The organism is Mycobacterium sp. NTMscope_MAC_12 (genome assembly GCF_976985675.1).
Map to the genome: position 1 here is coordinate 2,060,131 of NZ_CDRJYY010000001.1, position 12,520 is coordinate 2,072,650.

Here is a 12,520-nt window from a genome sequence, read left to right on the forward strand (position 1 = left end):
GCGGGTCAACCTGGTGGGTTCTGGGAGGGAGCGGGTTCGGGCGGGGGCGGCGGCGGGGCCGGTGGCGCGGGGGATTCCGGGGGCGGCGGTGCGGGTTCGGGCGGGCCCGCGGGAGCTCCGGACGTCGGGGCCGCCGACGACTTGCCCAGGGCCAGCAGCATTTCGGCGGTGCGCCGGGAGAGCTGCCAGCCGCCTTGGAAGGGTGCGAACTCCATCGGGAAGGTGAAGTTGGCGTTGTTGGCCTGGGCGGTGTGGACGGCGATGCTGGCCTTCACATTCGACGGGTTCTTGTCCGACCACGCGATGTCGTTCGCGGCGAATGTCATGGGCAGGTAGCCGTTGTCCCGCAAGGCGTTGGTGAATTTGTCCAGCGTGGCCGCGCTCTCCGGCGTGGCGCCCTCCACCAGGCTCACCTTGGCGTCGCCGGGGACGTTCGGATCGGCCAGCCGGGCGAGGACGTCGGTGAGTGCTTCGGGGGGTGGTAGGGGAGCCGTGACGGGCGCGGCAACTGGACTGGACGTGGCCGGTGGCAGCGAAGAGACGGTCGACGACTCGCTCGCAGGGTGCTTCGACGAACACGCGGCGAGCCCGACCGCCGCCAGGACGGTGGCGGTGCTGAGCGCTACGGACAGTGGTCGGTGCATCCAGTCGGTCGGCCGGCTAGGCGGCGCTGGCCGCTTCGGGTGGGAGCGATGTCGCTAAGGTCGGGCCGATGGGTGCAACTGAAGTCACACCGGCGGCGCCGACGGTGACTGCGACGCGAGGCGAGCCTGTGGCGAGGCTCTTTGCGGTCACTCTGCCACCTCCCAAGGCCCTTTCGATCATCACGATTAGTGGCCGAGATTACCAGCGTGACGAAAATCTTAACTTTTCGTGGGTATTTGACTACGCACATCAATCGTCAATCGCCGGTAGCGTTGAAGTATCCGCCGCGCCAATTCGGGGTGGGAAAGGAGCGCAAGATGGGTAGCTCAGAGCGTTCTGAAGCATTCGGAACCCCCCACGAATCAGACATGTCCAGCGCCGACGAGGCCGAGTTGGAGCAATTACGCCGTGAGGCCGCGATGTTGCGCGAGCAACTCGATCATGCGGTCGGCACGCAAGGCGGCGCCCGCTCCGCCCGCGATGTGCATCAGCTTGAAGCGCGCATCGACTCCCTCGCCTCCCGCAACTCGAAGTTGATGGAGACCCTCAAAGAGGCCCGCCAGCAACTGCTGGCGTTGCGTGAGGAAGTCGACCGGCTGGGGCAGCCGCCCAGCGGCTACGGTGTGCTGCTCGGGGCGCACGAGGACGACACGGTCGACGTGTTCACGTCCGGCCGCAAGATGCGCCTGACGTGCTCGCCGAACATCGAAGTCGGGCTGCTGCGCAAGGGCCAGACCGTTCGCCTCAACGAGGCTCTCACCGTCGTGGAAGCGGGCACGTTCGAGTCGGTCGGCGAGATCTCCACGCTGCGTGAGCTCTTGGCCGACGGGCACCGGGCACTGGTCGTCGGCCACGCCGACGAGGAACGCATCGTCTGGCTCGCCGAGCCGCTGGTCGCCGAGAACCTGCCCGACGGTCATCCCGACGCTCTCAACGACGACACCCGGCCCCGCAAGCTGCGCCCGGGCGACTCGCTGCTGGTCGACACCAAGGCCGGCTACGCCTTCGAGCGCATCCCCAAGGCCGAGGTCGAGGACCTGGTGCTCGAAGAGGTGCCCGATGTCAGCTACCTGGACATCGGCGGCCTGACCCGCCAGATCGAGCAGATCCGCGACGCCGTGGAGCTGCCCTTCCTGCACAAGGAGCTGTACCGGGAGTACGCGCTGCGTCCGCCCAAGGGTGTGCTGCTCTACGGTCCGCCCGGTTGCGGTAAGACGCTGATCGCCAAGGCGGTCGCGAACTCGTTGGCCAAAAAGATGGCCGAGGTGCGCGGCGACGACGCCCGCGAGGCCAAGTCGTACTTCTTGAACATCAAGGGCCCCGAGCTGCTGAACAAGTTCGTCGGCGAGACCGAGCGCCACATCCGGCTGATTTTCCAGCGCGCCCGCGAGAAGGCGTCGGAAGGCACACCGGTGATCGTGTTCTTCGACGAGATGGACTCGATCTTCCGCACCCGTGGCACGGGGGTGTCCTCGGACGTCGAGACGACGGTGGTCCCGCAGCTGCTCAGCGAGATCGACGGTGTGGAGGGACTGGAGAACGTCATCGTGATCGGCGCCTCCAACCGCGAGGACATGATCGACCCCGCCATCCTGCGGCCCGGGCGCCTCGACGTGAAGATCAAGATCGAGCGGCCGGATGCCGAAGCGGCGCAAGACATCTTCTCGAAGTACCTGACCGAGGCGCTGCCGCTGCACGCCGACGACCTCGCCGAGTTCGGTGGTGACCGCACCACCTGCATCAAGGCGATGATCGAAAAGGTCGTCGAGCGGATGTACGCCGAGATCGACGACAACCGGTTCCTGGAGGTCACCTACGCCAACGGTGACAAGGAAGTCATGTACTTCAAGGACTTCAACTCCGGGGCGATGATCCAGAACGTCGTCGACCGGGCGAAGAAGAACGCGATCAAGTCGGTGCTGGAAACCGGTCAACCGGGCCTGCGCATCCAGCATCTGCTCGACTCGATCGTCGACGAGTTCGCCGAGAACGAGGACCTGCCCAACACCACCAACCCCGATGACTGGGCGCGGATTTCGGGCAAGAAGGGCGAGCGGATCGTCTACATCCGCACGCTGGTCACCGGCAAGAGCTCGAGCGCGTCGCGGGCCATCGACACCGAGTCGAACCTGGGTCAGTACTTGTAAACATTTGTCGGCGCCACCGGCTAGCGTCGCACCCGTGCGGCTCCGCTTTGAGGCTCCGGGTGACGACGACGCCTACGACCAGGTTCGTGGCGTGCTATTGGACGAGCTCGACGGTTGGTGGGCCGGACTCGACTCGGACCGGGAGGCGGTCGTCTCCGACGTCGCCGTCCTTCTGGACTGGCGTTACTTCGACTCCACCGGTGTTCTCGACGATTTCGCGCCCGGCGATATCGCGGAATTTTTGCTGGAGTGGTGTCCGCGACGGTTCGAAGGCCGGCCGGAGGACGCCGTCAGCCTGTGCTTCGCGGTCGGCGTATACGTCGACTTCATGGAGGCAACGGGGCGTCTGGTCGGCGGTGCCGACCGCGCCGCGAGGTTGCGCAGGCTGGCCGACGACCTTGCACCGACCCTGCTGGCCGAAGCACGCGACCCTACCGTTGTCGAGGATCTTCCGGACCCGGGCGACGCGCCGGAGCCCTTCGAACTGCCGTTCCTCTACGTTCCGCCGTCCGCGACCGACCTGGCGGCCGCCGCGACGGCGGTCCCGCTGCTCGCCAAACTCGATGCCTTGCGCGACTATCTCGGGCCGGACGGCAAGCCGCTCACCGACAAGGGCGAACTCGAACTTGCTGATGGTCGCGCGCTGGTGGAGCGCCTCGACACCGGCGACGTGTTGGATTTCGAGTTGGGCGAGCTGAAATATCCGGCCCGGTCGACGGCGGCGCTGCGGCGCCTGAATTTCCTCATCCAAGTGGCTATCGAGGCGGGCGCGGTGGACGTGCATCGCCACCGGGTGCTGCCGGGGCAGGAGTGGGGGACGCGCTCGCCCGTGGAGCGGGCGGAGTCGCTGTTCGCGGCGATCCTCTTGTCACGTCCGTTGCGGTCGTTGCATTCGGCGCAGCTCTATCCCGAGCAGAACGTCATGCACGACCTGCTCGACGACGGGATCGCGTGTTGGCTGGCGCCGCTGCTGCAAGACGGCGCGAAACTTCCCTTCGAATCCTTGCTGGAGTGGGTGCACGCGCTGGTTGCCGCGCAACGGCCGTCGCCGCGCTGGTATGCCGACGAGGAGGACACGCTGGAGGCATACGTCGAGGACGACATGGGCCGACTCTTCGACGTTCTGCGGCAGGCCGGTGTGGTGCACTGGACCGACGCCCTCGAACGGCGGCAGCCGCTTGGGCCTAGCAATTGGACCGGTGGGACTGTGGCACTGACCGCGCTGGGGCGTCACGTCGTGCCGGAATACCTGGAGGACGCCGGGTTCGCGCTGCGCCGTCTCGACCGAATCAACGACTGGGATGCGACGGACCTGATCGGCGCAATGTTGTTGGTGGGCAAGGACACTCAAGTGCCGTTGATAGCAAACTGGCGGTCCGACCGGCCGGCCGCCGAGCGGGTGCAGATGGTCACCGAGGCGGCCGCGACCATGGAGACCGCGGCCGGCCGGACGATGGGCTTCGTCGCCCTGAACGAGTTCGACCTCGACGTCGCCGAACCCTTCGTTCGTCAGCTGCTGGACAGCCCGGTCGCCGGCCACGCCGCGCTCTGGCTGATCCAGCGGGACCGCGCCGACGCCGAGACGCTCGCGAGCTTCGTCGACGTTGCCGTGCTCGTCGACGTCCTCGCGGAGTCGTTGGAGTCGCCCGAGGAGTTGTGCAGCCTCTTCGCTGGTTTATCCGACCCGTCCCAGTTGCTGGACGACATCTGGCGTCATCCGGCGCCGGAGACCGCGCTGGTCCTCGACGCGCTCGGCCGTCACCTGCCGGACCGAGCGCTGGCCAAGACCGCGCGCAAAGCGGCGGTGCGGCACCAGAGTTGGATGGCAAACCGCCTGTGACGCGGCGTCAGTCCAACTGGAGCGAGTAGCTGTTCGTCAAGTCGTCCTGCGTGACGTGAGCGGTACGGGTCCGGGTGTCCACCCGCAACTCCTCGGTCAACCGGCGCGGCTGGTAGGCCCACCCGTGCGGCAGGTTGAGCCGGGCGGCCAAGCCGGGCAGGTCGGCGCGCGACAGTGTGGGATCGGCGACCTGGCTCCAGGTCTGCATCACCCAGCGCTGCCCGCCGGGATCGAGGAGTTCGTAGACCTCTTCACCCGGGTTGAAGACGAAGACCGTGTGGCGGTTGACCTGATTGGCGGTATAGGGCGCGGGGTTCATCGACGACAGCAGGACCGTGGCCTGCTGAATCATCTCGATTCCGCCGAAGGTCTTGGTGATCTGCGGCCCCTGCTGCTGCTTCTCGATGGCGTTCATCAGCCAGTAGCGCGGACCGTTGAGCAACGCCGTGGCCGCCCCGTGTTCTTTTGCGATGGCCTGGGCGTCGAGCTTCGACCACAGCTCGGCCGGACAGTCGTTGAGCGGGAAGCTGTTGTAAACCGTGGCCTGCGGTCCGGCCTCCCCGGGGGTCACGAGAAGCACTTCGCCGTAACGCTTCCCGGATAGGTCGGTCATCCCGTGAAGCTAATCACCGCCGTCAGCGACGTCAACAGCAAACGCGATCACCGATGACCGGCGGCTGCAGGGCGCCGACGCCCGGGAGAAGGTCAATTCCGCACCTCGCCTAGTCTTTGAAGCATGCAAAGGATTATCGGGACGGAGGTCGAATACGGCATATCCTCGCCATCGGACCCGACGGCCAACCCGATCCTCACGTCGACGCAAGCGGTTTTGGCCTATGCGGCCGCGGCCGGCATTCAGCGCGCCAAGCGCACCCGTTGGGACTACGAGGTGGAATCGCCGCTGCGGGACGCCCGCGGCTTCGACCTGAGCCGCTCGGCCGGCCCGCCCCCGGTGGTCGACGCCGACGAGGTCGGCGCGGCCAACATGATCCTGACCAACGGGGCGCGGCTCTACGTCGACCACGCGCACCCCGAATACTCCGCCCCCGAATGCACCGACCCGCTGGACGCCGTGATCTGGGACAAGGCCGGCGAGCGGGTGATGGAGGCCGCCGCCCGGCACGTCGCCAGCGTGCCCGGGGCCGCGAAATTGCAGCTCTACAAGAACAACGTCGACGGCAAGGGCGCCTCCTACGGGTCGCACGAAAACTATTTGATGTCGCGGCAGACGCCGTTCTCGTCGATCATCGCCGGGCTGACCCCGTTCCTGGTCTCGCGGCAGGTGGTCACCGGCTCCGGACGCGTCGGCATCGGACCCTCCGGTGACGAGCCCGGCTTTCAGCTGTCGCAGCGCTCGGACTACATCGAGGTCGAGGTCGGCCTGGAGACCACCCTCAAACGCGGCATCATCAACACGCGCGACGAGCCGCACGCCGACGCCGACCGGTACCGGCGGCTGCACGTCATCATCGGCGACGCCAACCTCGCGGAGACGTCGACCTATCTCAAGCTGGGCACCACGTCGCTGGTGCTGGACTTGATCGAAGAGGGCCCCGCCCACGGAATCGACCTGAGCGATTTGGTTTTGGCGCGGCCGGTGCACGCGGTCCACGCGATCAGCCGCGACCCGTCGCTGCGCACCGCGGTGGCCCTGGCCGACGGTCGAGAGCTGACCGGGCTTGCGCTGCAACGGGTTTACCTCGATCGGGTGGCGAAGCTGGTCGACAGCCGCGACCCCGACCCGCGCGCGGCCGACATCGTCGAAACGTGGGCGCACGTGCTCGATCAACTGGAGCGCGATCCGATGGAATGCGCGGAGCTGCTGGACTGGCCCGCGAAACTGCGCCTGCTCGAAGGGTTCCGGCAGCGAGAAAACCTGAGCTGGTCGGCACCGCGGCTGCACCTGGTCGACCTGCAATATTCCGACGTCCGGCTGGACAAGGGCCTGTACAACCGGTTGGTCGCGCGGGGCTCGATGAAGCGCCTGGTGTCCGAGCACCAGGTGCTCGAAGCGGTGGACAGTCCGCCGACGGACACCCGCGCGTACTTCCGCGGCGAATGCCTGCGCCGGTTCGGCGCCGACATCGCCGCGGCCAGTTGGGACTCCGTGATCTTCGACCTGGGGGGCGATTCCCTGGTTCGCATTCCGACGTTGGAGCCGCTGCGGGGCAGCAAAGCGCACGTGGGGGCGCTGCTGGACTCGGTGAACAGCGCCGCGGAACTGGTCGAACAACTCACCAGCTAGACGCCGGTTCAGCCGGGGAACGTCGGGGTTGACCGGTAGGGTAGGAAAGACCAACGGGCAGCGTGGCTGGACAATTGAAAAAGCCATTCAACAAGCCCAGACAACGCAGGAGGCGGCGATGGCTCAGGAGCAGACCAAGCGTGGCGGCGGTGGCGGCGACGAGGACGACTTCGCCGGCAGCACGGCCGCGGGCCAAGAACGCCGGGAGAAGCTGGCCGAGGAGACCGACGACTTGCTCGACGAGATCGATGACGTTCTCGAGGAGAACGCCGAGGACTTCGTGCGGGCGTACGTCCAAAAGGGCGGCCAGTGACCTGGCAGTTCTCTGATCGCCTACCCATCAACTCCGCACTTCCGGGAAACCCCGCCATAGACCTCTCGTCGTTCGCCGACTTCCTGCGCCGTCAGGCGCCGGAGTTGCTGCCGGCCAGCCTCGGGGCATCCCAGTCGGAAGGCGCGGCGTCGCAGCTGCCCCACGGGACCACCATCGTCGCGCTGAAATACCCCGGAGGCGTGGTGCTCGCCGGCGACCGGCGCTCGACGCAGGGCAACATGATCGCCGGGCGCGACGTCAAGAAGGTGTACATCACCGATGACTACACCGCGACCGGCATCGCCGGCACCGCCGCCATCGCCGTGGAATTCGCCCGCCTGTACGCGGTGGAGCTGGAGCACTACGAGAAACTCGAAGGCGTGCCGCTGACGTTTGCCGGCAAGGTCAACCGGCTGGCGATCATGGTGCGCGGCAACCTGGCTGCGGCCATGCAGGGGCTGGTTGCGTTGCCGCTGCTGGGGGGCTACGACATCGACGCGGCCGATCCGGAAGGCGCCGGCCGCATCGTGTCGTTCGACGCGGCCGGCGGCTGGAACCTGGAGGAGGAGGGGTACCAGTCGGTGGGCTCGGGCTCGATTTTCGCCAAGTCGTCCATGAAGAAGCTGTACTCGCAGGTCACCGACGCCGATTCGGCGGTGCGGGTCGCGATCGAGGCGCTCTACGACGCGGCTGACGACGACTCCGCGACCGGCGGTCCGGATCTGGTCCGCGGCATCTATCCCACGGCGGTCACGATCGGCGCCGAGGGGGCGCTGGAAGTGCCCGAGGGCCGCATCGCCGAACTGGCTCGCGAGGTGATCCAAAGCCGTTCGCGCGCTGACACTTTCGGCCCCGATGGCGGTGAAAAGTGAGCTTCCCGTATTTCATCTCGCCCGAACAGGCGATGCGCGAGCGCAGCGAGCTCGCGCGCAAGGGCATCGCCCGGGGCAAGAGCGTGGTCGCCCTGGTCTACGCCGGCGGTGTGCTCTTCGTCGCGGAGAACCCGTCGCGGTCGCTGCAGAAGATCAGCGAACTCTACGATCGCGTGGGCTTCGCCGCCGCGGGCAAGTTCAACGAATTCGACAATTTGCGCCGGGGCGGAATCCAATTCGCCGATACCCGTGGCTACGCCTACGACCGTCGCGACGTCACCGGCCGACAGCTGGCCAACGTCTACGCGCAGACGCTGGGCACCATCTTCACCGAACAGGCCAAGCCCTACGAGGTGGAATTGTGCGTCGCTGAGGTGGCGCACTACGGCGAGACGAAACCGCCTGAGTTGTACCGCATTACCTATGACGGATCGATCGCCGACGAGCCCCATTTCGTCGTGATGGGTGGCACCACCGAGCCGATCACCACCGCGCTCAAGGACTCGTACGCCGAGAACGCCAACCTGCGCGAGGCCACGCGCATCGCCGTGAAAGCGTTGCGGGCCGGCAGTGAATCCTCCAACGGCGACCAGTCCACCCTGGACGTGGCGAGCCTGGAGGTCGCGATCTTGGATGTCAACCGGCCGCGACGGGCGTTTCGGCGGATCAACCGCGCCACCCTGGAAAATTTGCTGCGCGAGATGGATTCGAACGGGTCCGCCGAAGGCGACGGCGACGAGCCGGACTCGAACGGCGAATCGTCGGAGTAGACCGCGCGACCGGCGGCTTCCCACCCGCCGGTACTGGTGTGGCTGCTGGTGCTCAAGGTGCTGATGAGTCCTCTGGTCAGCACCGCGGCGTCGATCGCCCAGGCGCCCCGGCGTGGCCAGGAAACGGGCGTGCGACAAACTTCGTGGATCGATAGGCGCGGCTTGCCCACCGTCGCGCTCGGACAACCAGTACGCTCGATTACGTGCAGCGGCGAATCATGGGCATCGAGACCGAGTTCGGGGTCACCTGCACATTCCACGGCCACCGTCGGCTCAGCCCGGACGAGGTGGCCCGGTACTTGTTCCGGCGGGTCGTGTCGTGGGGTCGCAGCTCCAACGTCTTCCTGCGCAACGGCGCCCGGCTCTACCTCGACGTGGGCAGCCACCCCGAGTACGCCACCGCCGAATGCGACAGCCTGGTGCAGCTGGTCACCCACGACCGCGCCGGGGAATGGGTGCTCGAAGACCTGCTCGTCGACGCCGAGCAGCGGCTCGCGGACGAGGGCATCGGCGGCGACATCTACCTGTTCAAGAACAACACCGATTCGGCGGGCAATTCCTACGGGTGCCACGAGAACTACCTGATCGTGCGGGCCGGCGAGTTTTCCCGGATCTCCGACGTGCTGCTGCCGTTCCTGGTCACGCGCCAGCTGATCTGCGGCGCCGGCAAGGTGCTGCAGACCCCGAAGGCCGCCACGTTCTGCCTTTCTCAACGCGCCGAGCACATTTGGGAGGGCGTCTCCTCGGCCACCACCCGCAGCCGGCCGATCATCAACACCCGCGACGAGCCGCACGCCGACGCCGAGAAGTATCGGCGGCTGCACGTGATCGTCGGCGACTCCAACATGTGCGAGACCACCACCATGCTCAAGGTGGGCACTGCCGCGCTGGTGCTGGAGATGATCGAAGCCGGCGTGCCGTTCCGGGACTTCTCGCTGGACAACCCCATCCGCGCCATCCGCGAGGTCAGCCACGACGTCACCGGCCGGCGGCCGGTGCGGCTGGCGGGCGGGCGTCAGGCCAGCGCGCTGGACATCCAGCGCGAGTACTACAGCCGCGCGGTCGAACACCTGCAGACCCGCGAACCCAACGCCCAGATCGAGCAGATCGTCGACCTGTGGGGCCGCCAGCTCGACGCTGTCGAGAGCCAGGACTTCGCCAAGGTGGACACCGAGATCGACTGGGTGATCAAGCGCAAGCTGTTCCAGCGCTACCAGGACCGCTACAGCATGGAGCTGTCCGACCCGAAGATCGCCCAGCTGGACCTGGCCTACCACGACATCAAGCGCGGGCGCGGCGTGTTCGATCTGCTGCAGCGCAAGGGACTTGCGGCCCGCGTCACCACCGACGAGGACATCGCCGAGGCGGTCGACAATCCGCCGCAGACCACCCGGGCGCGGCTGCGCGGCGAGTTCATCAGCGCCGCCCAGGCGGCCGGCCGCGACTTCACCGTCGACTGGGTGCACCTCAAGCTCAACGATCAGGCGCAGCGGACCGTGCTGTGCAAAGACCCCTTCCGTGCGGTCGACGAGCGGGTCAAGCGGCTGATCGCCAGCATGTAGCCGCCGTCGGCGCACCGCCTGCCACGGACTGACGCGGCTCCTGCGAATTGCGCGACGCGGTGCGCGGCTGGAAGCGCCGGGCGGCGACCATCGAATAATCTGGTGCCAATGGCGACGTCAAAAGTCGAACGGCTGGTGAACCTGGTCATCGCCCTGCTGTCCACCCGCGGGTACATCACGGCGGAAAAGATCAGGTCGAGCGTGGCGGGTTATTCGGACAACGCCAGCGCCGAGGCGTTCTCCCGCATGTTCGAGCGCGACAAGAACGAGCTGCGCGACCTCGGCATCCCGCTCGAGGTCGGCAGGGTGTCGGCCTGGGACCCCACCGAGGGCTACCGAATCAACCGCGACGCCTATGCGCTCGCGCCGGTCGACCTCACCCCGGACGAGGCGGCCGCGGTGGCCGTCGCGACCCAGCTGTGGGAGTCGCCCGAACTCATCACCGCCACCCAGGGCGCGCTCCTCAAGCTGCGCGCGGCCGGCGTCGACGTCGATCCGGACGCGCCGGTCGCCATCGCGTCGCCGGCCGGAGTGCCGGGCCTGCGTGGCTCGGAGGACGTCCTCGGAATCCTGTTGTCCGCCATCGGCTCCCGGCAGGTCGTCCAGTTTCCGCACCGGTCGTCGCGGGCCGAGCCCTACGCCACCCGCACCGTCGAGCCCTGGGGCGTCGTCACCGAGAAGGGCCGGTGGTATCTGGTGGGCCACGACCGCGACCGCGACGCCACCCGCACCTTCCGGCTCTCCCGGATCGGCCCCGACGTCACGCCGGTCGGCCCGACGGGCGCGGTCACGGTGCCGGAGGGCATCGACCTGCGCAGGATCGTGGCCCAGACGGTCACGGACATTTCCGCGGCGCCGGCCGGCGGGCTGGCCCGCGTATGGGTGGCCGGCGGGCGGGCCACCGCGCTGCGCCGGGCCGGCAGGCCCGTCGGCGAACGGCGACTGGGTGAGCGCGACGGCGAGGTGATCGAACTCGACATCCGATCCACCGACCAGCTGGCCCGTGACATCGCCGGCTACGGCGCCGACGCCCTGGTGCTCGAGCCGCAATCGCTGCGCGACGAGGTGCTGGCCCGGCTGCGGGCGCATGCGGGCGTGTCCGCATGACCCCCATCTCCACCCGCCTGGTCCGGCTGCTGAACATGGTCCCGTACTTTCAGGCCAACCCGCGGGTCACCCGGGCCAAGGCCGCCGCCGACCTCGGGGTATCGGCCAAGCAGCTGGAAGAGGACCTCAACCAGCTCTGGATGTGCGGCCTTCCCGGCTACTTCCCGGGTGACCTCATCGATTTCCAGTTCTCCGGGGACACCATCGAGGTGACGTTCTCCGCCGGCATCGACCGGCCGCTCAAGCTCACCTCGCCGGAGGCCACCGGCCTGCTGGTGGCGCTGCGGGCGCTGGCCGACATCCCCGGCGTCGTCGACCCCGAAGCCGCGCGCAGCGCGATCGCCAAGATCGAGGATGCCGCCGGGGCCCTCGGCCACGAGGCCACCCACGCGGCGACCGCCGTCGACGAGCCCGCACCCGTCGAAAGCCGGGCCGCCGCCGCGGTGCGCGCGGCCGTGCAGTCCAAACACGCGCTGGCCATCGATTACTACTCCGCCTCGCACGACACACTCACCAGCCGGGTCGTCGACCCCATCCGGGTGCTGCTGATCGGCGGCCACAGCTACCTGGAGGCCTGGTCGCGGGACGCCGAAGAGGTCCGGCTGTTCCGCTTCGACCGGATCGTGGAGGCCAGCGAACTCGACGAGCCCGCCGCGCCGCCCGAGCCGGTGCTGCACGCGCCACCCGACACCTCGCTGTTCGACGGCGATCCCTCGCTTCCGTTCGCCAAGCTACGGGTGGCCCCCGCGGCGTCCTGGATGTTCGAGTACTACCCGATGCGCGACGTGCGCGAGTTGCCCGACGGATCCTGCGAGGCCGTGATGACCTACGCCTCCGAGGATTGGATGACGCGGCTGGTGCTGGGCTTGGGGCCCGCCGTGCAGGTGCTGGAACCGGAGTCGCTGACGCAGGGGGTCCGGGATGCCGCGGCGGCCGCCGTGACGGCCTACGACGCCCTGAGCTCATAAAAGTCCAGGCAATGTGGCCCGGGCGGCGCGGCGCGGGCCCACCGCCACGTG

At 67.9% G+C, this 12,520-nt stretch carries 11 protein-coding genes; 9 read left to right on the top strand and 2 right to left on the bottom strand.

Going from position 1 to position 12,520, the window contains the following annotated elements; genetic code table 11:
- Positions 1-5 precede the first annotated feature (5 nt).
- Entirely contained in the window at positions 6-644 is a 639-nt protein-coding gene (gene lppK, locus AC0KS4_RS09460) for a lipoprotein LppK (protein WP_225326861.1), read from the bottom strand.
- 318 nt (positions 645-962) lie between these two features.
- Here lppK and arc point away from each other — a divergent pair, with 318 nt between their 5' ends.
- Together arc and AC0KS4_RS09470 are read left to right on the top strand one after the other, a co-directional pair.
- Positions 963-2,792, top strand: coding sequence for a proteasome ATPase (gene arc, locus AC0KS4_RS09465; RefSeq protein WP_225326860.1), 1,830 nt, complete (start codon positions 963-965; stop codon positions 2,790-2,792).
- A gap of 34 nt (positions 2,793-2,826) precedes the next feature.
- Positions 2,827-4,632: a hypothetical protein gene (locus AC0KS4_RS09470; protein ID WP_238957930.1), complete on the top strand. Its 1,806-nt coding sequence runs from the start codon at positions 2,827-2,829 to the stop codon at positions 4,630-4,632.
- Between the two features lie 7 nt (positions 4,633-4,639).
- Here AC0KS4_RS09470 and AC0KS4_RS09475 read toward each other — a convergent pair whose 3' ends face one another.
- Positions 4,640-5,245, bottom strand: coding sequence for a hypothetical protein (locus AC0KS4_RS09475; protein ID WP_225326858.1), 606 nt, complete (start codon positions 5,243-5,245; stop codon positions 4,640-4,642).
- A gap of 123 nt (positions 5,246-5,368) precedes the next feature.
- Here AC0KS4_RS09475 and dop point away from each other — a divergent pair, with 123 nt between their 5' ends.
- The 7 genes from dop to AC0KS4_RS09510 all read left to right on the top strand — a co-directional run bounded on the left by dop (position 5,369) and on the right by AC0KS4_RS09510 (position 12,469).
- On the top strand, positions 5,369-6,877 hold the full coding sequence (gene dop / locus AC0KS4_RS09480) for a pup deamidase/depupylase (RefSeq protein WP_225326857.1): 1,509 nt from the start codon (positions 5,369-5,371) through the stop codon (positions 6,875-6,877).
- Between the two features lie 118 nt (positions 6,878-6,995).
- Complete coding sequence (locus tag AC0KS4_RS09485; RefSeq protein ID WP_009953377.1) at positions 6,996-7,190, top strand: ubiquitin-like protein Pup; 195 nt, start codon at positions 6,996-6,998, stop codon at positions 7,188-7,190.
- Positions 7,187-8,062, top strand: coding sequence for a proteasome subunit beta (gene prcB / locus AC0KS4_RS09490; protein ID WP_238957931.1), 876 nt, complete (start codon positions 7,187-7,189; stop codon positions 8,060-8,062). Before AC0KS4_RS09485 ends, prcB begins: the two co-directional genes overlap by 4 nt.
- The gene (gene prcA, locus AC0KS4_RS09495) at positions 8,059-8,832 is read left to right on the top strand and encodes a proteasome subunit alpha (RefSeq protein WP_225326855.1); all 774 of its coding nucleotides are present in this window, start codon (positions 8,059-8,061) and stop codon (positions 8,830-8,832) included. Before prcB ends, prcA begins: the two co-directional genes overlap by 4 nt.
- Before the next feature lie 203 nt (positions 8,833-9,035).
- A complete protein-coding gene (gene pafA / locus AC0KS4_RS09500; protein WP_225326854.1) occupies positions 9,036-10,394 on the top strand; it encodes a Pup--protein ligase in 1,359 nt (452 codons plus the stop codon).
- Between the two features lie 108 nt (positions 10,395-10,502).
- Positions 10,503-11,501, top strand: coding sequence for a helix-turn-helix transcriptional regulator (locus AC0KS4_RS09505; protein WP_238957932.1), 999 nt, complete (start codon positions 10,503-10,505; stop codon positions 11,499-11,501).
- A complete protein-coding gene (locus AC0KS4_RS09510) occupies positions 11,498-12,469 on the top strand; it encodes a helix-turn-helix transcriptional regulator (RefSeq protein ID WP_238957933.1) in 972 nt (323 codons plus the stop codon). Before AC0KS4_RS09505 ends, AC0KS4_RS09510 begins: the two co-directional genes overlap by 4 nt.
- Positions 12,470-12,520 lie beyond the last annotated feature (51 nt).